18 protein-coding genes and 1 tRNA gene are annotated in these 19,239 nt (G+C 65.4%); 10 read left to right on the plus strand and 9 right to left on the minus strand.

The genetic code is table 11. The annotated features are described in order from the left end of the window. Nucleotides 1–14: 14 nt before the first annotated feature. On the minus strand, nucleotides 15–314 hold the full coding sequence (locus AC3ITM_RS11475; protein ID WP_489265110.1) for a SymE family type I addiction module toxin: 300 nt from the start codon (nucleotides 312–314) through the stop codon (nucleotides 15–17). 526 nt (nucleotides 315–840) lie between these two features. On the opposite strand from AC3ITM_RS11475, the gene AC3ITM_RS11480 reads away from it, so the two are divergent. Together AC3ITM_RS11480 and AC3ITM_RS11485 are read left to right on the plus strand one after the other, a co-directional pair. Next, a complete protein-coding gene (locus tag AC3ITM_RS11480) occupies nucleotides 841–1,716 on the plus strand; it encodes a tetratricopeptide repeat protein (protein ID WP_489265112.1) in 876 nt (291 codons plus the stop codon). A gap of 1,574 nt (nucleotides 1,717–3,290) precedes the next feature. After that, the gene (locus tag AC3ITM_RS11485) at nucleotides 3,291–3,674 is read left to right on the plus strand and encodes a hypothetical protein (RefSeq protein ID WP_489265114.1); all 384 of its coding nucleotides are present in this window, start codon (nucleotides 3,291–3,293) and stop codon (nucleotides 3,672–3,674) included. A gap of 936 nt (nucleotides 3,675–4,610) precedes the next feature. Here the strand turns inward: AC3ITM_RS11485 and AC3ITM_RS11490 are convergent. Beyond that, nucleotides 4,611–4,700: transfer RNA gene (locus tag AC3ITM_RS11490), tRNA-Ser, on the minus strand. 130 nt (nucleotides 4,701–4,830) lie between these two features. Between AC3ITM_RS11490 and AC3ITM_RS11495 the strand changes: the two genes are divergently transcribed. Further along, nucleotides 4,831–5,880, plus strand: coding sequence for a DUF4241 domain-containing protein (locus AC3ITM_RS11495; RefSeq protein WP_489265116.1), 1,050 nt, complete (start codon nucleotides 4,831–4,833; stop codon nucleotides 5,878–5,880). Between the two features lie 71 nt (nucleotides 5,881–5,951). On the opposite strand, the gene AC3ITM_RS11500 is transcribed toward AC3ITM_RS11495, so the two are convergent. Next, the gene (locus tag AC3ITM_RS11500) at nucleotides 5,952–6,944 is read right to left on the minus strand and encodes a LysR substrate-binding domain-containing protein (protein ID WP_489265118.1); all 993 of its coding nucleotides are present in this window, start codon (nucleotides 6,942–6,944) and stop codon (nucleotides 5,952–5,954) included. A gap of 122 nt (nucleotides 6,945–7,066) precedes the next feature. Between AC3ITM_RS11500 and AC3ITM_RS11505 the strand changes: the two genes are divergently transcribed. Further along, nucleotides 7,067–7,645, plus strand: a complete 579-nt coding sequence (locus AC3ITM_RS11505) for an FMN-dependent NADH-azoreductase (RefSeq protein ID WP_489265120.1) — start codon at nucleotides 7,067–7,069, stop codon at nucleotides 7,643–7,645. Nucleotides 7,646–7,845: 200 nt separating this feature from the next. Beyond that, a complete protein-coding gene (locus AC3ITM_RS11510; protein ID WP_489265122.1) occupies nucleotides 7,846–8,196 on the plus strand; it encodes an SH3 domain-containing protein in 351 nt (116 codons plus the stop codon). 121 nt (nucleotides 8,197–8,317) lie between these two features. Here the strand turns inward: AC3ITM_RS11510 and serS are convergent, their stop codons facing one another. Then, nucleotides 8,318–9,598, minus strand: coding sequence for a serine--tRNA ligase (gene serS / locus AC3ITM_RS11515; protein WP_489265124.1), 1,281 nt, complete (start codon nucleotides 9,596–9,598; stop codon nucleotides 8,318–8,320). Between the two features lie 110 nt (nucleotides 9,599–9,708). Between serS and AC3ITM_RS11520 the strand changes: the two genes are divergently transcribed. Further along, nucleotides 9,709–10,341: an energy transducer TonB gene (locus AC3ITM_RS11520; protein WP_489265126.1), complete on the plus strand. Its 633-nt coding sequence runs from the start codon at nucleotides 9,709–9,711 to the stop codon at nucleotides 10,339–10,341. Nucleotides 10,342–10,497: 156 nt separating this feature from the next. After that, nucleotides 10,498–11,076, plus strand: a complete 579-nt coding sequence (locus AC3ITM_RS11525) for an energy transducer TonB (RefSeq protein ID WP_489265127.1) — start codon at nucleotides 10,498–10,500, stop codon at nucleotides 11,074–11,076. A 198-nt stretch (nucleotides 11,077–11,274) separates the two neighbouring features. Here AC3ITM_RS11525 and aroA read toward each other — a convergent pair whose 3' ends face one another. The 4 genes from aroA to AC3ITM_RS11545 all read right to left on the minus strand — a co-directional run bounded on the left by aroA (nucleotide 11,275) and on the right by AC3ITM_RS11545 (nucleotide 16,244). After that, nucleotides 11,275–12,582 (minus strand): 3-phosphoshikimate 1-carboxyvinyltransferase, encoded by a 1,308-nt coding sequence (gene aroA / locus AC3ITM_RS11530; protein WP_489265128.1) that lies wholly within the window; start codon nucleotides 12,580–12,582, stop codon nucleotides 11,275–11,277. A 117-nt stretch (nucleotides 12,583–12,699) separates the two neighbouring features. Then, complete coding sequence (gene pheA, locus AC3ITM_RS11535) at nucleotides 12,700–13,899, minus strand: prephenate dehydratase (RefSeq protein ID WP_489265130.1); 1,200 nt, start codon at nucleotides 13,897–13,899, stop codon at nucleotides 12,700–12,702. Nucleotides 13,900–13,951: 52 nt separating this feature from the next. Continuing rightward, nucleotides 13,952–15,037 carry a 3-phosphoserine/phosphohydroxythreonine transaminase gene (gene serC, locus AC3ITM_RS11540; protein ID WP_489265132.1) on the minus strand — a complete coding sequence of 362 codons (1,086 nt, stop codon included), beginning with the start codon at nucleotides 15,035–15,037 and terminating at the stop codon, nucleotides 13,952–13,954. 406 nt (nucleotides 15,038–15,443) lie between these two features. After that, a complete protein-coding gene (locus AC3ITM_RS11545; protein ID WP_489265133.1) occupies nucleotides 15,444–16,244 on the minus strand; it encodes an FHA domain-containing protein in 801 nt (266 codons plus the stop codon). A gap of 120 nt (nucleotides 16,245–16,364) precedes the next feature. On the opposite strand from AC3ITM_RS11545, the gene AC3ITM_RS11550 reads away from it, so the two are divergent. From AC3ITM_RS11550 to AC3ITM_RS11560, 3 genes are all read left to right on the plus strand, one after another. Beyond that, nucleotides 16,365–16,640: a polyhydroxyalkanoic acid system family protein gene (locus AC3ITM_RS11550; protein ID WP_489265135.1), complete on the plus strand. Its 276-nt coding sequence runs from the start codon at nucleotides 16,365–16,367 to the stop codon at nucleotides 16,638–16,640. Between the two features lie 100 nt (nucleotides 16,641–16,740). Beyond that, nucleotides 16,741–17,211, plus strand: coding sequence for a phasin family protein (locus AC3ITM_RS11555; RefSeq protein WP_489265137.1), 471 nt, complete (start codon nucleotides 16,741–16,743; stop codon nucleotides 17,209–17,211). Between the two features lie 295 nt (nucleotides 17,212–17,506). Further along, the gene (locus AC3ITM_RS11560; protein WP_489265138.1) at nucleotides 17,507–18,499 is read left to right on the plus strand and encodes a restriction endonuclease; all 993 of its coding nucleotides are present in this window, start codon (nucleotides 17,507–17,509) and stop codon (nucleotides 18,497–18,499) included. Between the two features lies 1 nt (nucleotide 18,500). Here AC3ITM_RS11560 and hutC read toward each other — a convergent pair whose 3' ends face one another. Then, nucleotides 18,501–19,229, minus strand: a complete 729-nt coding sequence (hutC, locus tag AC3ITM_RS11565) for a histidine utilization transcriptional repressor HutC (protein WP_489265140.1) — start codon at nucleotides 19,227–19,229, stop codon at nucleotides 18,501–18,503. Between the last annotated feature and the right edge of the window lie 10 nt (nucleotides 19,230–19,239).

The following is a 19,239-nucleotide window of genomic DNA, read 5'->3' on the forward strand; positions in this document are numbered from 1 at the left end:
GCTGGCGGTGAAGATCAGCCGGCGTTGCGTTGCAACTTCCTGGGGATCTTCTTGGCCGCCACCACCGGCCCCTCCGCCACCGTAAGGATGATGCAGCCGGGGCTGGTTTCAATCTTCAGGCGCGCGCCTACGTCGAAGCCCAGCTTGTCCAGCCAGCGGCCTCGCAGGCGCACGTAGGGAATGACCTCCTCGCTGCCGTACTCCTCGCGAACGGGATAGTGCTGCGCGCCTACTTTGCAGCTGGGCGCTGGGCGGGCGTAGGGCTTGCGTTTCGGCGGGACGAATTCGGGCGGGGTCACCCAGGACGTATGCATGTTGGACCTCCTGTAAGAAGCGCCCCCGCCGGGATGGCGAGGGTGTCGGGAGGCTAGAAACCGCACACAGCCGGCGGGCGTATTCCCTCGAGGGTCTTGTATTAGCCACCCTCCCGACGAAGGAGTGCACATGCTTGATCTGTGTGCGGAGTTTCTAGGCTCCAGCACACACCATGCGCGTTGGTGTAGACGTTTGGAAATCGATTTTTCCTGTTGATCTGTGTCGACCAGTTGACTGGATCAACGGACACGTTACCAACAGCCCCGCTACATGTGATGAGCCATGTGAATAGTAGTCGCTCTCTCCTTGTCGGCAATAGCCCTATCTGCGGGAATGACGAGGAATCAATTCCCCCGTGAGATGCCTTTGACGTAACAACATGACGTTATTGACACATCTTCTTCTTGGACTGGGGGTGATCGGTGCCCACACCCGTTATCGGTTATGAGCGCAGGGCAACAAAACAGTCGTCTATCGAAGCCGCCCTCCGCCCCTGCTCCACATTAATAGGATATCTAAATTGCAATGAAACGAAAGCAGGCACTGCTCACAGCCACAGCCGTAGTGATCATCATCGCCGGGGCCGCTTTTCTCACAGAGGCGCGCTTTGATGGGAAGAAGGGAGAACCGCCAGTACGGGATCGTGTCGCGGTATCGGTTCTGCACGAGGTCACGCCTTCAAGCGGGCATGCGCCTCAGCTCATCAGCAGAGCTGCACCATTCACCGACGACGAGATAGATCCGAAATTTAAGAGGCCCCTCCAGAACGGATGGTACGAAGTGATCAGAACCGGGGATTTTCGCCCGCCAGGAAATGCGCTCGACTTCGTTAAATCACAGCTAATTCTGTCTAGCGCAGGGAGCGCTGCGGCAACGTACAACATCTTTTTGGCCCTACTGTCGTGCTCGAACTCTTTCCGGAACAACGAACTGGTTGATGAGAATTCGAACCATGCGTTGCAAGACTGCGAATCACTTCTAACCGATTCGGATATTTCATCTGTCAACTGGCTTGCCAAGGCCGCAGAACAGGGTTCATTAGAAGCGCAGCTCATGTATGCAAATAGCGCAAAGAATGCCGTGGGAGGGCCGGAAGAACTACTTAGACACCCCGAAAAGGTTATCGAGTGGAAGCGGGAATCCATTTCTTACCTTGAAGAGGCAGCTTCGCGGGGCAGCGCCGACGCCATTTCGTCATTGTCTGAGGCATATGAGCGCGGGGTTCTGACCGACCCAGACCCCGTACGCAGTTACGCATACCTGCTTGCATCGAGCCAAATATCCCCATCTCCATACACAAATGAACTTCTAACTACCAAAGAGGCTGAATTAACGTCACCCCAGAAACACCAGGCGGCCCTACTGGCAAAGAAAGTCTTGAACAACTGCTGCAAACCCTAACTTAGAAAGGAATCATTGATGTCCACTGCAGGAAAGCGAGGCATGTACGTACTGGCAGCAACACTAACTGTAGCCGCACTTAGCATCCTCTCCAAAGATTTATGGGCAGGCGCCAGATTTGCGCCAGTGCACTGCAATACCTGCCAATTGTCCACACCACTGGCCGACCCCTCAACAAGGGCATTCCTAAATGCCTATCGCAAAGGACTTTCCTCAGGGGGCATCACTGCCCAACCAATGCATGTAACGGCGGGCGATATCGTGACTGTCTGCAATGGCTCCAGTTGCGTCAGCTACGAGTATTCGTTCGATGGCGGCTGGGAGGGCGGGGAACCAAAGCGGCAGACCAGTAACCCGCCTCGTGGCGGTGGCGGTGGCGGTGGCGGCGGGCACAGATCTCCCACTGGCGGCGGCGGTGGCGGTGGCGGTGGTGGAAAGACCGGCACTGTAACCGTCGGCCCCGTCCATGTTCAGAAGCAACAAAACTAAAGAAAATCTGATTTTCTACTTACGGTTGATGTTGAGGTGGCGTGCGATCTGCACGCCACCTTTATTTCTACGGGCCTCGTACAGTGAATTTCGCTACGATCAACGGTAGAGAGGAGGCAGGCAAAACCGCCGGGGCCTGCCGCGCGGCGTGGCACGGCATGGGTCGTTGGTGCTGGCTGTCGGTAGCCCCGTCGCTGACGTGGGCGTCCCTGGTCCGCTTGAGGCAATGAAGTAGCGGCGCTCAGCCGATCGATACGATCTGAAGGGAACCCGCGCTCAAAACTGATCACCCGCGCGCGATGCACCCCGGGCGCGCCAGTCAGGTCGATATGCGTCATGCCTTCATCTGTGTGTGCACGACGAAAAGCGCCGCCCTTGAGGACGCGCGATCGAGGGGCCTAACCCTATTCTGGGAGCATCAGCTCCATGAATTGACTGATTGGATCAATGCCTGCTGACGCAGGTTACTAATTATCCTCAAAATCCATTGAAGGCCCATGTGTAGTCGCGTCGATGAGTCGCAGAGCTTTGCGTGCAGCGGTATGCGCATTGCTCAGCGTCGGATCCATGCAGACAGCTGCCAAGAATGCGACGTCGTTTGGACTCGTGGTAGAGCACGCGAGCATGCGCGCCCAATAGGCGCGACTATCGGCCGCGCCACGACCTGGTACCGGGTCAGCTTCGAGAGCCGCCCAAGCCTCCCCTGCTGTGCCAAAGCCAGTGCTTAGATCCAATACGGCTTCACGTGCTCTCTCTGTGATAGACCTCCTCCCCGAATTGATAGCTCGCTCGACTGCGTCGGGCAACGATGCTGCCGCTACTGCTGCTGTAGTGCTGCGATTCTGACATTCAATAAACAATGGGTGATTGGCAGAAAGAGGCCTGGACCTCTCAATTGCATTGATCCCGACTACGGCTTCTTCAGTTATCTTTTGCGTCAACGTGTCGCGCTGCCCCACTCGAGCAGCCCGCTGCAATTGCGTGCGCAACTGACCCAAGTCCTGTACCCGCCGAACTAAGAACCAGTAAGGCCAAGGGGTTCCATTTCGCAAACCTAGCGCGCTAGCGATGAAGGCCCATGCCTTATGCGCGGTAAGCACGCTGCCTCCAAATGCATCTTCAAGCTGCCTTTCCGGCATCGCGAACAAACTAGCTATGATCCGATCAGGCGGAAGGTGGAGGGTGTTCTGGTTGAGCCTACCGTTAGCGTTCGCTATGTCACCACCGATCTGATCGGTGATGTTCGTAAACTCGGATCGAAGCGACTGCAGCTCTACTGGCAGAGCGGCTGGAGAGCGGGAGACAGAGACATTGATTGCTCGGCCACCGCCAGTCAGTCTCGAAAAACGCGCCGGCTGCGCGGCCTGAAGTGTCGTCATCAAAACGCTGACATCTCGGTCGGTTGGAACTACCATCACTCGCTCGAAAGCTTCAAGCCAATCTGGCGCAGCCGCCGGAACCTCGGGTAGCACCAGAAAAAGCTGTCGGAGTATTGCACCCTTTTGAGGTGCCGTCTCAGCGCTTGCGAGTCGAGCTACTAGTTCGTCAAGTATGAGATAAGGTTCGGTTGGCGTCTCCGGCATGCTAGGCATCGCAGAGATATAGGGCTTGATCTTCGCTGACTTTCCCAGCAGCGAGATGAAACCATGAACAGTTCTGACTGAGTGCAGGGCCACCTCCCTGCTTACACCAAGCCCACCATGAAGCGCCCCCGCTCGTTGAGCGGTTAACAGGGTGAACCTCTCCAAATAGCTCAGCAGATCCTGACGGTGCCGTGCGACGTCCTGAAGCCCTGCTGTTAGAAATGCAGCCCTAGCCACAGGCGGGGCCGTGAGAACTCTACGAACATCACTCAGCACATGCCCTGCAGTTTTGAATTTTCCATCTGGCGTGAGAGCTGCCGAATCGCCATCCACCTGAATCAAAATTGCGGATAGCACTTGCTCTGCTGCAACCCCCGTCATGCCTACGACCGTGGCGAAGGCGGAGTCGGCTGACTTCGGTATATGGCGAACAGGCGCAGCCGCCGCAGTCATCGCTAGCGACAAGCTGTCCAAAGCGGCCTCTAGCAGGCGAACCGCACTACGGGTCAAAAACTGTGGCACGGACCAGCTCCTTCACCGCTCATAAGCACGCTCCCTGTCCAACACCCAGTAGGGTGTAGAAGTTCAGGCTAGCCGATTAGGCACGTGAGTGCGATGACAGCCATTGCCGATCCGGGAGGGGATAAGGCCGTCGAGGACAGCGCAGCAGGGTGCCAAACGGCCGAGAGACAAAAGGGGTTGGCGTTATCAGACCAGCATTCGTTCGGGCTTTGTACACCGCACGGGTGTACCTAGCGCCCTAGCCTAGACCGGGAGCATTTGGACCCGTAACACCTTGTTTTAGAATGCATTTTTCGGTATTGGCGGAGAGAGTGGGATTCGAACCCACGGAAGGTTTGACCCTTCGCCGGTTTTCAAGACCGGTGCCTTAAACCGCTCGGCCATCTCTCCGTATCGCTGCCTTCTACCTGAGCAGCGGCCATTCTCTCACGTGATGGCCAATAGCCCAAGACCATGAGGTTGCCTTCGCGCCCAAAGTTCCGGCACGGTGGCAGCCTGTCACCCCTGCCCAGGAGTCCCCATGGCCCTTCTAGACTTGGCCAACCTTCATGCCTGCTTCTTCGAGGAGCCTCAACTGGCAGCGGTCTCGCTTCAGCGCCGTGTAGTCGGGCAACTACCGGTGAGCAGCGGACGGCTGGTCGTTTGCGACCCGCTCGCCTACCCGGAGACGCCGCCCCTGGCTGATTACGTCGCGCCACCGGGCCGGCACATGGTGGAGATTATTACTGCCAGCGGTCGACCCGCCCTCTCCGTAGTATGGTTTCAGCCACGACTGACGCTGACGGCCGCATCGCTGCGCTGGCAGATGGCGCGCTGGTCGGCGCAGGACGCTTCCACGCTGGAGAACGATTACTACATTGGCTATCCCGTGGACGCGGGCGTCGGCTGTTTCATGGATGCCGACACCCAGCAGGCGCTGCTGGCCCTGATTGAGCAACATACCGACGAAGACAGACAATGGTGCGACGAACTTATCTATCATGACGGCCTGGATGAGGGGGCCATGTATCGCCCTTGGGGTGAAACCTCCCCCCATGCTGTGGCGGTGTTCACCAGCGGCTGGGGTGACGGTGCCTATCCCAGCTACTGGGCGCTGGATGCTGGCGGTGCGCCGGCCGCCTTGATTACCGATTTCCTGACCATCGAAGCCGGCGACGGTCGCGATGAGGATGAAATTGCCCAGCAGGCCTACAACGACAGCCTGTCTCTATCTGAGAAGGAGGCACTGGTACGGCTGGCAACAGCCGTGGAAGAGGAGGATCTGCCGGTAATCGAAGCATTACTGATCGACGATCCGCTGCGGGCCAATAGAATCAATCCGGAGAGCGGAGGAACAGCACTTTTCGAGGCGATTCGCCTGGACAAGCCGCTTGCATTTCAGGTGCTGTTACAGGGTCAGGTATTGCCGCCGATGCCGGAACAACTGCATGCACACGGAATGGTCAGCTATCCGGAGTACGCACGCATTCTTAAGGTGCCGCGCAGCACGGCATTGATGGCATTGGTTGAACCGGCACCGGAAATTGAGGTGGCTAGCCCCGGCTTCTGGAACCGGCTTTTTCGTCGGTAGTAAGGCGAAAGGCAGCCGCGCAGAGCCCGGCTCTACGGGAGCACCGGTCTAGCCAACACCCCAGGGTGCTGTCAGCCCGCATCCACCGCCAACGCACCCAGCGCGCTGGCGCGGATCTTCTCCTTGGCCCGCTCGCAGGCGCCGCCGCAATCCAGGCGCGAGGCCTCCAGCTGCGGCGGCAGGTGTTCGGCCAGGAAGTCGATGAACACCCGTACCGCCGGCAGCAAGCCGCGGCGGGAGGCGAACACGGCGTGGCAGATGCCCTGCGGCAGCGACCATTCCGGCAGCACCACTTCCAGTTCGCCGTTGCGCACCGCGTCGGCGCAGACGGTTTCGGGCAGCATGGTGATGCCGAAGCCGTCCTTGACCATGCTCTGCAGCAGCGGGAAGTCGAAACCGGCCACGCGCGGCTGCAGGTCAACGCGGCGTACCGCGCCTTCCGGGCCATGCAGTTCCCAGCGTTGGCGCGCCTCGTCTTCGCTGATGCTCAGGGTGACGTGGTTGATCAGCTCGTCGGGGTCCTTAGGGCGGCCGGCGCGGTCGAGGTATTTCGGGCTGGCCACCAGCAGTTCCTGCACCTGGCCGAAGCTGCGCATGACCAGGCTGCCGTCGTCATCCAGCCGCGAGCGCACGCGCAGGGCGACGTCGTAGCCTTCGTTGATGATGTCCACGCGGCGGTTGCTGATGTTCAGCTGCAGGCGCACCTTGGGGTACTGGGCCAGGAACGTGGGCAGCAGCTTGGGCAGCTGCATCTGCGCCAGCGATACCGGCACGCTGGCGCGGACCAGGCCGCGTGGTTCGGCGCTGAGGCGGTCCACCACCTCGCGCGCGGCCTGGGCCTCGGCAAGCATGGTCTGGGCGTGGCGATGCACGCTGGTGCCCACGTCGGTGACCGCGAAGCGGCGCGTGGAGCGCTGCAGCAGGCGCACGCCCAGGTCGGTTTCCAGCTGGCTGATGCGCCGGCTCAGGCGCGATTTGGGAATGCCCAGGGCGCGCTCGGCCGCGGCGAAACCGCCGTGATCGACCACCATGGCGAAGTAGTAAAGATCGTTGAGGTCCTGCATGCTCGAGTTCCAGATATAGAACAATATGTGGTATTCAACCACCTTTATCCTACGGATGCAACAACCTAACCTGATCTCCGTCGGCGGCGACTTCCGCCCCTCCCCAGAATCAGGTGACTGCCATGAAGCTTCTTCACATCGACGCCAGCGTGCTTGGCGACAACTCGGTTTCCCGCCAGCTCTCGGCCGCGGTGGTCCAGCAGTGGCGCGACCAGGTGCCTGACCTGCAGGTCAGCTACCGCGACCTGGACGCCCAGCCGGTGGCCCACCTGCGCAGCAGTTCGCTGGCCCAGTCCGACCCGGCCGAAGCGGCCGACGCCGAACAGGTGCTGACCCAGTTCCTGGACGCGGACATGGTCGTGATCGGTTCCCCAATGTACAACTTCAGCGTCGCTTCCACCCTGAAAGCCTGGATCGACCGCCTGGCCGTGGCCGGGCGCACCTTCAAGTACACCGAAAACGGCCCGGTGGGCCTGGCCGGTGGCAAGCGGGTGATCGTGGCCAGCAGCCGCGGCGGCCTGCATACCGGTGCGCCGACCGACTTCCAGGACCCCTACCTGCGCCAGGTGTTCGCCTTCTTCGGGATCGACAACGTGGAGTTCGTGCGCGCCGAGGGCATCGCCTATTCGCCGCAGCACCGCACCGATGCGATCGCCGGGGCCCTGGCCGCGCTGCCGCAACCGCAGGCCCTGGCGGCCTGAGTCGCAACGCCACGCCACTCCCTCCCCCTCGTCGTGGTGGCGTGGTGGGCGCAGCACCGGTTCTCTCTCCCTTGCCGGTGTTGCGCCTGATGGCCCCTTCCGGGGCCATCTTTTTTTCGATGCCGCAAACGCGACGCGGGTGCTGGGCAGGGCCGGCCGGTTTTACTACGCTGGTCACCTGTTCCCCTGGATCGCCGCGCATGCGCTATCTGGTCATCGCCCCGCACCGCAGTGAGTTCCCCCACCCCATCACCCTGGCGCGCGGCCAGGCGCTGCGGGTGGGCGAACGCTACCAGGGGCCGGAAGGCTGGGACGACTGGTATCTGTGCGAGGCGGCCGGCCAGCAGCCCGGCTGGGTGCCGGCCCAGGTGATCGGGCGCGATGGGCTGGGCGAGGCCTTCGCGCAGGAAGACTACTGCGCGCGCGAACTGGATGTGGACCCGGACCAGGAACTGGCCGGGGGACGGGTACTCAATGGCTGGGTGTGGTGCGTAGCGGTCCGTGGCGGGAGGGAAGGCTGGGTACCGCTGCGGGTGCTGCAGGTTGTGTAACACCGGTAGAGCCACCCCATGGGTGGCTACGGGTGATGCGCGAACGTTATGGCAGCCACCCATGGGGTGGCTCTACCCGGGGGCGTAAACAAAAAACCCGCCTTTCGGCGGGTTTTTCGGTTCAGGCGATGGTGTCCAGGCCGCCCATGTAGGGCTTGAGCGCGTCGGGGACGGTGATGCTGCCGTCGGCGTTCTGGTAGTTCTCCATCACCGCGATCATCGCCCGGCCCACCGCGACGCCGGAGCCGTTGAGGGTATGCAGCAGCTCGGGCTTGCCGGTGTCCGGGTTGCGCCAGCGCGCCTGCATGCGGCGGGCCTGGAAGTCGCCACAGTTGGAGCACGAGGAAATCTCGCGGTAGGTGGCCTGCGAAGGCAGCCAGACTTCCAGGTCGTAGGTCTTGACCGCGGCAAAGCCCATGTCGCCGGTGCACAGCAGCACCTTGCGGTACGGCAGGCCGAGCTTTTCCAGTACCACTTCGGCGCAGCGGGTCATGCGCTGGTGTTCGTCCTCGCTCTGCTCGGGGGTGCAGGCAGTGACCAGTTCCACCTTCTCGAACTGGTGCTGGCGGATCATGCCGCGCACGTCGCGGCCGCCGCTGCCGGCTTCGGCGCGGAAGCACAGCGAATGGGCGGTCATGCGCAGCGGCAGGCGCTCGGCGTCGAGGATGTCATCGCGCACGATGTTGGTCAGCGGCACTTCCGAGGTCGGGATCAGGTAGCGCGTGGACTCACCCACGGCGGTCTTGAACAGGTCGTCCTCGAACTTGGGCAGCTGGCTGGTGCCGCGCAGGGACTCGGCATTGACCAGCAGCGGCACGTTGGTTTCTTCATAGCCATGCTCGCCGGCGTGCAGGTCGAGCATGAACTGGGCCAGCGCGCGGTGCAGGCGCGCGATCGGGCCGCGCAGCACGGTGAAGCGCGCGCCGGACAGCTTGGCCGCGGTTTCCGCGTCCAGCCAGTGGTGGCGTGCGCCCAGTTCGACATGGTCGAGCACGGCGAAGTCGAAGCTGCGCGGGGTGCCCCAGCGCTTCTGCTCGACGTTTTCGCTTTCGTCCGCACCGGCCGGTACATCGGCGGCAGGCAGGTTGGGGATGCCCAGCGCGATCGCTTCGATCCTGTCGCGCAGCTCGTCCAGGGCCACTTCGGAGGCCTTGAGTTCATCGGCGAAGGCGGCTACTTCGGCCATGATCGCCGAGACGTCTTCGCCCTTGGCCTTGGCCTGGCCGATCGCCTTGGAGCGGCTGTTGCGCAGGCTCTGCAGTTCCTGGGTGCGCACCTGGATGCGCTTGCGGTCGGCCTCCAGCGACTCCAGCCCGGACACATCCAGCTCGAAACCGCGCGAGGAGCGCAGGCGTTCGGCAAGGTCGGTGGGGTGTTGGCGAAGCAGGGCTGGATCGAGCATGGCGTCGGGCTGGTTGCAGGTTCGGAACGCGATTATCGCCTGTTACGCGGATTTCTGCCGCCAGTCAGGCCGGCCGTGGCAGAATCGGGCTGTTCACCACGGTATGGCTCATGTCCGCTTCCCGCACCCCTTCTGGCAAGAACATCACCTTCCACCTGCCCCGGCGCAGCCTGATGATCGCCGGCATCGCCTTTGGCGTGGGCATCGCGCTGTTCCTGGTGGTGTGGCTGAGCGGCCGCAACGACGACTTCTATACGGCCGGGCCGGCGCAGACCCCGCAGCAGGCCGCCGAGATCGAGCCGCTGCCCGAACCGTTGGCCGCTGCGGCCGGCTCCAGCGACATGCCCGATGCCAAGGCACCGCCTGCCGGCGAAGACAAGCCGCAGCTGGTTGAAACTACCCCGCCGCCCCCGCCTGCCGCCCCGGCGGCAGCGCCACCGGAGGCGGCTCCGGCCGCTGCGGTGGGCAGCGACCGCCCGCAGCCGATTGCCGGCCAGTCGCCGCCGCCGGCCTATCCGCCGGCCGCCCTGCGCCGTGGCGACAGCGGCAGCGTGGTAGTGCGGGTGGACGTGGACGCCACTGGCGCGCCTTCGGCCGTAACCCTCATCCAGCGCAGCGGTTCGCGCGAGCTGGACCGGGCGGCGGCCGAGGCCGTGCGCCGCTGGCGCTTCGTGCCGGCGCAGAGCAACGGCCAGCCGGTGCCGGGCAGCATCGAAGTGCCGTTCGACTTCAAGCCGCAGTGAGAACGGCGTCAGCGCGGTGTGCACCGCGCTGATTCGGCAACGGCTCAGCAAACTGAACCAGGCCGGCACCGCAACCACCGCGTTGACGTTGCGCTGACACACCGGCAACCAGACCCGGGCAAGACTGCAGGCGTCAACCGACACCAGGAGTCAGCCATGAGTGTTACCCATGCCCCGGACATGCACGCCTCGCCGCAGCAGCAGCGCGATGTGACCGATGAACCGAACCGCCGCAGCACCTCGCCGTGGCTGTGGATGGCGCTGATTGTGGCGATGTTCGCCGCCGCGCTGGTGTGGCTGCGCTATGCCAACCCCGATGAAACCGCCACCGCACCGGTGGGCGAGCGCATGCTGCCTGCCACGCAGACGCCGGTGGCTACTGCTCCCGCGGCCCCGGCCACCCGCCAGGCCGCACCGGCTACGGCCCAGCGCAAGGCGGTGCCGGCGGTACGCAACCGCGATGCGCGGCCGCTGGCCAGCAATGCCAAGCCGGCCTACCCGGCCTCGGCGCTGCGCAGCGGCGTGCAGGGCAGCGTGGTGGCCAGCTTGAACGTGGACCCGCGCGGCCAGGTGACCGACGCTGCCATCGTGCAGCGCAGCGGCACGCGTGACCGCCAGCTGGATCGCGCGGTGCTGGGCACCGTGCGCGACTGGCAGTTCGAGCCGGCCATGCACAATGGCCGCGCGGTGGCCAGCGTAGTGCGGGTGCCGGTGGATTTCCGCACCGAGCGGTAACCACGGCGGTAACGCGCAACGAAGAACGGAGGCCGATGGCCTCCGTTTTTTGTTGCCGTTGCCGGGGTGGGTCCGAGCCATGCTCGGACATCCGGGCGACGGACATCCGGCTCCGCAGACCCAATGCCCCGACATCACGGCACCCGGGCGAAGGGCATCCGACCCTGGGTCGGACCTACCCGGTCGTGCGGTTTGAGGTCAGCGCAGGCCGAAACCGGCGCCGGTGGCCAGGCCGTCGAAATCCGGGAACGAGGTGGCGACGTTGGCGATGTCGTTGATACGCACTTCCCCGCTGCTGAGCTGGCCGGCGATGGCGAAGGCCATGGCGATGCGGTGGTCGCCGTGGCTTTCGATGGTGCCGCTGCCCAGCTCCGCGCCGCCGTGGATGGTGGCGCCGTCCTCGGTTTCATCCACCTGCACGCCCAGCGCGCGCAGGCCGGTGGCCATCGCGCCGAGGCGGTCGGATTCCTTGACCCGCAGTTCGGCCGCGCCGCGCACCACGGTGTTGCCCTGCGCGGCGGCGGCGGCCACGAACAGGGCCGGGAATTCGTCGATCATGTCCGGCACCAGGGCCTCGGGAATCTGTGCGCCGTGCAGCGGTGCATAGCGCACTACCAGGTCGGCCACCGCTTCGCCGCCCTGCTCGGCATGGTTTTCTTCGGCGATGTCCGCGCCCATCAACCGCAATGCGGCCAGCAGGCCGGTGCGGCGCGGGTTGAGGCCGACCGCGCGCAGGCGCAGTTCGGACCCGGGGATGATGCTGGCGGCCACCAGGAAGAACGCCGCCGAGGAGAAATCGGCCGGCACCACGATGTCGGTGGCGCGCAGGCGCTGGCCGCCACGCAGGCGGGCCTTGCCGGGCGAGAACGCGATGTCCACGCCGAAGGCGCGCAGCATGCGTTCGCTGTAGTCGCGGGTGGGATGCGGCTCGCTTACCGAGGTTTCGCCGTCGGCGTACAGGCCGGCCAGCAGCACCGCCGATTTGACCTGTGCACTGGCCACCGACGAGGTGAATTCAATGCCCCTCAGCGACTGGCCACCGTGCACGCGCAGTGGCGGGGTGCCGTCGGCCTCGGTGTCGATCTTCGCGCCCATCAGCGCCAGCGGGCCGGTGACCCGGCGCATCGGGCGGCGCGACAGTGACTCATCGCCGACCATCACCGAATCGAACGGCTGCGCCGCCAGCAGGCCGGCAAGCAGGCGCATGCCGGTGCCGGCGTTGCCGCAGTCCAGCGGTGCGCCCGGCGCCTTCAGGCCATCCACGCCGACGCCGTGCACGATGCGCTGCGACGGCGATGGGGTATCGATGCGCACGCCCATCTGGGCGAAGATCGCGGCGGTGGCGCGGGTGTCCTCGCCTTCCAAGAAGCCGTCGATGCGCGAGACGCCATCGGCCAGCGCGGCGAACATCACCGAACGGTGCGAGACGGACTTGTCGCCGGGAATGGTCAGGCTGCCCTGCAGGGGCTGGCCCTTGTGGGCGATCCAGTACGGAGTAGCGGTCATCGAAAATCCTAGGGGGCGGGCCGCCGCGGCGGCGATGCAACGGTATGCGGGAGGGGCCGCAGCGCCCGCACGGGCGCCGGGCCGGGCGTAGCGGGCAAGGCCGCTACGCCGTTCGGGTCAGGGCACGGCCACCGGATAGGAGCCGAGGATCTTGATCTGCGCCGAATGCGCTTCCAGTTCGGCCAGCGCCGCCTGCATCGCCTCGTCTTCGACATGGCCGGCCAGGTCGATGAAGAAGCCGTACTCCCACTTGGCGTTGTGCGAGGGGCGCGACTCGATGCGGTTCATGCTGATGCCGTGGCGGGCGAACGGGCTGAGCACGTCGAACAACGCGCCAGGCTTGTCGTGGATGAACACCAGCACCGAGGTGCGGTCGTGGCCGGAGGTCGGGAAGATGTTGCGGCCGATGACCAGGAAGCGGGTGGTGTTGTCCGCGTCGTTCTGGATCGGCTTGGTGACGACCTTCTTCAGGCCGTACACATGCCCGGCGCTCTCCCCGCCGATCGCGGCGGCGTCTTCGGCGTTGCGCGCGCGGCGCGCGCCTTCGGCGTTGCTGGAGACCGGGATCTTCTCGGCCTTGGGCAGGTTGGCGCGCAGCCACGAGGAGGTCTGCATGAACGACTGCGGGTGGCCGTAGACGCGTTCGACATCCTCCAGCCGGCCGCTGCGCGACATCAGGTACTGCTGCACGCGCAGTTCCACTTCGCCGCAGATCTTCAGGTTGGAGGTCAGGAACATGTCCAGGGTGATCTGGATGGTGCCCTGCCCCGAGTTTTCCACCGGCACCACGCCGAAATCGGCGTTGCCCGCTTCCACTTCCTGGAACACTTCCTCGATGCTGGCCAGCGGCAGGCCCAGCGCCGAGCGGCCGAAATGCTTGAGCACGGCCTGCTGGCTGAAGGTGCCTTCCGGGCCGAGGTAGCCGATCTTCAACGGCTCCTGCTGGGCCAGGCAGGCCGACATGATTTCGCGGTACACGTGCACCAGCACTTCATCGCTGAGCGGGCCTTCGTTGCGGTCCACCACCATGCGCAGCACCTGCGCTTCGCGTTCGGGCCGGTAGTAGTCCACGGCGGCGGCCAGCTTGCCCTTGGCCTTGCCGACCTGGTGGGCGAAATGGGCGCGCTCGGCGATCAGTGCCTGGATACTGCGGTCGATGTGGTCGATCTTGGCGCGCACGTCCGACAGCACCGGCGCGGCGACGGGCTTGGCAGCGCGCTTGCTCTCAGGCGTGGCCTTGGCGGCGGCCTTGGTCCTGGTCGGCGCGGGCTTGGCGGCGCGGGTCTTGGGCGTGGGCTTGGCGGGTTGTTTGGCCATCAGGGGTTCCAGGTGCAGTGGGGCGGCGGGCGCCCCGGTTGAAACGAAAGACTCAGCCGTGGCGCTGCTGGAAGTCGGCCATGAAGGCCACCAGTGCCTGGGCGCCCTCCACCGGCAGGGCGTTGTACAGCGAGGCACGAATGCCGCCGACCGCGGCGTGGCCTTTCAGCGCCAGCAGACCGGCGGCCTTGGACTCGCTGACGAAACGCGCGTTGAGGGTGTCGTCGGGCAGGAAGAACGGGATGTTCATGCGCGAACGGGCGGCCGGCACCACCTGGTTGCGGTAGAAGCCGCCGGAGCCGTCGATGGCGCCGTAGACCAGCGCCGCCTTGGCCGCGTTGCGGCGGGCAAACTCTTCCACGCCGCCTTCGGCCAGCATCCACTGGAACACCAGCCCGGCCAGGTACCAGTTCCAGGTCGGCGGGGTGTTGAGCATGGAATCGCGCGCCACGTGCGAGCGGTAATCGAAGATGTCCGCGCGCGGCTGGCCGCTGCGCTCGAGCAGGTCGCGGCGCACGATCAACACCGAGACCCCGACCGGGCCCAGGTTCTTCTGCGCACCGGCATAGATCAGGCCGTACTTGCTGACATCCAGCGGCTCGCTGGCGATGGACGAGCTGAAATCGGCGAACAGCGGCACCTTGCCCACGTCGGGGGTGTCGCGGAACTCCACGCCGTGGATGGTCTCGTTGGCGGTGATATGCACGTAGGCGGCATCGTCGGACAGCTGCCAGGCATCGCGCGCAGGGATGTCGTGGAAGCCGTTGGCTTCGCTGCTGGCGGCGATGTGGACGTTGACGTAGGGGGCGACCTGCTTGATCGCGGTCTTGCCCCAGTGCCCGGTGAGCACGTAGTCCACGGTCTGCCCGGGCTGGGCGAAGTTCAGCGCCAGCAGGGCCTGCTGGGTGGTGGCGCCACCGGCCAGGAACAGCACGGCGTAGCCGTCGGGGATGCCGATCAGGCGGCGCAGATCGGCCTCGGCCTGGGCGGCCACGGCCATGAACTCCGGGCCGCGGTGGCTCATCTCGACAATGGAGGCGCCAGCGCCATTCCATTCCAACATCTCTTCCTGCGCCTTGCGCAGGACCGATTCCGGCAGGGTTGCAGGGCCGGCACTGAAATTGAACGCGCGCGTCATGTCACACCTATGGGGCAAGACCCCTAGTATGCCGCAGCGCACCAGGCTTTAGGCCTTGCCGGGCAAGGCGAATTTGGTTGCATTGGAATCTATCGGGGCCGTGTTGCGTGCTGACCCGTTCCGTGCGGATCCTGCCGGATCACGAGGAGCCGGCCAGCGGCCGGCACTACCGGCGTCGCGCGTAGCTTGTTGTCACGATCAACGGTCGTGATCTACCGGTGGCCGCCGATCGTGGTCAACCGTCGGTCTGGTCACGGTCGAGGATCGTGATGCGCCGAAGTCTGTCGGGTGGAAAGCCCCCTGAGTCAGGGGGCGCCGCGCAGCGGCGGGGTCTGGAAGCCCGGTGAGGCGGGGGCCCGCGGCGTGCGCAGCACACCGTGGGGCGTCAGCGCGCATGCGTTGACGTTTACCGCGCCCCGAACCAGAGCAGGCTGCTGATGATCGCCGCCAACAGCACCGCACTGGCCAGCAGCCACGGCCAGCGGCTGACCCGCGGCGGACGGACGGGGGCGGTGTGGGCGCTGGGCAGGTCGAGCAGGTCGTCCTCGTCTTCGCTGACGATGCGCTTGCGGCCGTCGTGCGGCACTTCCAGCACGAAGCGGTGCTGGGCGTCGAACACCAGCTGGTCGCCGGGCAGCAGCCAGCAGTGGCGGACGCTGACACCATTGACGCGGGTCGATTCGCCCGCGCCCAGGTCGCGCAGCAGCAGGCGCTCGCCGTGCCGCTCCAGCCGGGCGTGCTGTTCGGCAAAGGCCGGATCGTCGATCACGATATCGGCCTCGGCGCCGCGCCCGATCAGCCGCGGGCGGTCCAGGGTGAAGCCACGGCCGTGGTGCTGGCCGCCCACCCCGCGCAGCACGCGCTGGTCGTCCACGCACTCGTCGCTGCGCGCCGGGGCCTGGCTGAGCGCCTCGCACTCGCCCTGGATCAGCATCTCCACGCCGTCGGCGTATACCGCATCGCCGGCGCGCAGCAGCGCCATGCGCCGCACCGGGCGGCCGTTGACGTGGATGCCGCGGATGCCGTTGGCCACCTGCAGCCACAGGCCGCGGTCGTCCAGGCAGAACTGGGCCAGCAGCAGGGTGCCCACTGCGTCATTGCCCAGCCGCACGCTGCCCGAGGCATGGCGCACGATACGTTGCACCCCGGGCCGCAACGGCTGGTCGGGGTGTTGGCGATGGGTGAAGTGAACTAGCAGGTTCTGCACGCGGCGAAAGCCTAGCAGGTTGGATGTCATCGAAGAAGAAGTGTGACGCAGTCCTTGGAGTTATCGCCGAGGATGCGCACAATGCACGCCCCTTCCCCGCTGTCCCCGCCAGGAGCCTGTATGTCCAGCATCGATATCCGCCACGCCCACGCCCTGCCCGCCGACCAGGCCCGCCAGGCGATCGAGGACGTGGCCGCCAAGCTGGCCGATCGCTTCGGGCTGCGCAGCAACTGGGCCGGTGAGGTGCTGAATTTCAATGGCTCCGGGGTGGATGGCGCGATCGAACTGCTGCCCGGCCAGGTGCGCGTGACTGCCACGCTGGGTTTCCTGCTGTCGGCGATGAAGGGCATGGTCGAAGGCGAGATCCAGCGCGTGTTGCAGGAAAAGCTCGGCTGAACCGATGCTGCACCCGGCGCCGCCCGGGCGCCGGCCATCACACCGCGCAACGCCGGTGCTGATTACGATCGGGCGGGTGTCCACCGACAGGATTGCCCCCATGACCAAGCACGACAACTTCGATGACCGCAGCGCCGCCGGCGACGACCAGCCCTCGCTGCAGGAACAGGCCGAGCGTTTCTCGCGCAAGCTGACCGGCTCGGCGCAGCAGGTGTGGCTGGCCGGGCTGGGGGCATTGGGCCGCGCCCAGGCCGAGGGCAGCCGGGTGTTCGACACCCTGGTCAAGGAAGGCGAATCGATCGAGGCGCGCAACCGCGAGCAGGCCGGCGACGCCCTGCGCTGGCGCGACAATGTGGAAGAACACCTGGGCGAGGCCCGCGAGAAGGCGGCCGGTACCTGGGACAAGGTGGAAAAAGCCTTCGACGAGCGCGTCCAGGGCGTACTCAAGCGCCTGCACATCCCCACCGCCGAGGACGTGGCCGGGTTGAATGCGCGTATCGATGCGCTCAATGCACGGGTCAGCCGCGCCGAGAGCCGCGCTGCCTCGCCCGGGCCCGGCACCGGCCCGTAACCCCGAAGAACGCGTGCCCTGCTACTGGATTGTTGCAAAGCAACACGACTTTGTTGACAATCGGATCGACCCGCCAATCGCTGTTGCGCCGTTTGTTCCCTCCCCTCACGGCTAAGGATTGGCGGGTTTTTTGTGCCTGCGTGATGGCCCCGGGGTACCGGACTGCACACGAAATGAGAACTGCGTCACCGACAGGAAGCTCGGGACGCGCCCGCTGCGAATACGACACTCCGCACACGCCTGCGGGCGCATATAAACTGTCTCTCGCACATCCGTGTTCATCCCCTAGTACCTCATGTTCTCCTGGATTCTGGCTTTACTGCTGGCCCTTGTGGTCTGGTCCCTTGCCACCGCCTGGTTCTGGCTGGTGAAGCGCCGCCGCAAGGAAACCCGGCTGGGGCTCAATGCCCTGGCGGGGATGCACTGGCGTGATTTTTCCGAGATCGTGCGCCGCGCCATGCGCGAACAGCGCGGGCTGCAGGACGTGCCCGGCGAGGTCGATGACAACCGCGAACCGCGCAGCGATTTCCTGATGGGCGATGGCCAGCACCGCTGGCTGCTGTCATGCAAGCACGGCCGCGCCTATCGGATCGGCACCGCGGCGGTGAACGAGCTGGGCGCCGCCGCGCGCCTGGCCGGTGCCCGGGGCGGGATCCTGATCACCGAGGGCATGGTCGAACGCGACGGCCGCGTGGCCGCCGAGAAACAGGGCGTGGAAATACTCGATGGGAACCTGCTGTGGCCGCTGCTGCAGCCCTACCTGCCCGGCGACATGGAAGCACGGGTCAAGAACGAGGCCCGCCGCGAGGCGATCCGGCGCATTTCGATCGCCGCATTGGGTTCGCTGACCCTGGGCCTGCTGGTAGGCATGGGCTATATGACCGCGCGGCTGGACAACGACAACGCGGCCGCCGCGCCGACCGCTCCGCCAGCGCGCGCCGTGGCGCCGGTGCCGGCAACCGCCCCGGCCGCCGCCACGCCGCCGGCCGCGCCCCACGCTGCTGCTACGGCTGTCGTCGGCATCGAGGCTGACCCGGACCCGGCCACGCTGGCGCGCTACCAGAAGGAATTGACCCGCACGCTGGCCGGCCAGGCCGGCGTGGTCAGCGCGTTCTGGCTGACCCGGCAGACCCTGTCGATCAACCGCAGCGGCGAGATCGACGCGATGTGGCCGCTGATCTGCGCCGAGGTCAAACGCTACCCTGCCCTGCGCACGGTGCGCATCCAGCTCAATCCGCGCCCGGGCGTGGACGAGCCGGTGCGCTGGCGGCAGTGCACGACGTTGTGATCTAGCGGGCGCCGGGGGCGAATCTTGCCACCAGGTCCCAGGCATCGCCCAGGAACATCTGCCGCACGCAGGTGATGGGTTGTTCGCCGCGCCAGGTCAGCCGGTCGATCACCAGGCAGGCGGTACCCGGCTTGACCTCCAGCAGTGCCGCGGCGGCCGCATCGGCGCCCCAGGCACTGATGCGGTGCTGGGCACGGGTCCACGACACGTTCTGCAGCAGCCAGCTGCCCGGTGCGGTGGTGTTGAAATCCACGTCCAGTACTTCCGGCACGCCGACCGGGCTGATCAGCCGGTGCTCCAGCGCGAACGGCCGGCCATCGGCGCGGTGCAGGCAGCGGATCGCCAGCAGTTTTTCCCCGCCGGACAATGCCATCTCGTCCTCGGCCTGCGCCTGCGGGCGGCGATAGGCCCGTTCCAGCAGCTGGTAGCTGTAGACATGGCCGCGCGCGCCGACCGCCATGGCGATATCGGGAATTTCCAGCGCCACCTGTTCCAGGTGCGGCGGCTGCCGGGCCACGAACGACCCGGCGCGACGGCGGCGCTCGATCATGCCGCTCTCGGCCAGCGCGGTAAGCACCTTGTTGACGGTCATCCGCGAGCAGCCGTACTGCTCCATCAGCTCGTGCTCGTAGGGAATGCGGAAGCCCGGCGGCCACTCCCCGCTGAGGATGCGGCTTTCCAGTTCAGCGCGGATGCGCTGGTTGAGGGTTTGCGCTTTCTTGCCCGTCACTCGGGGTTCC

This window comes from Stenotrophomonas sp. KH_029, from assembly GCF_057839765.1.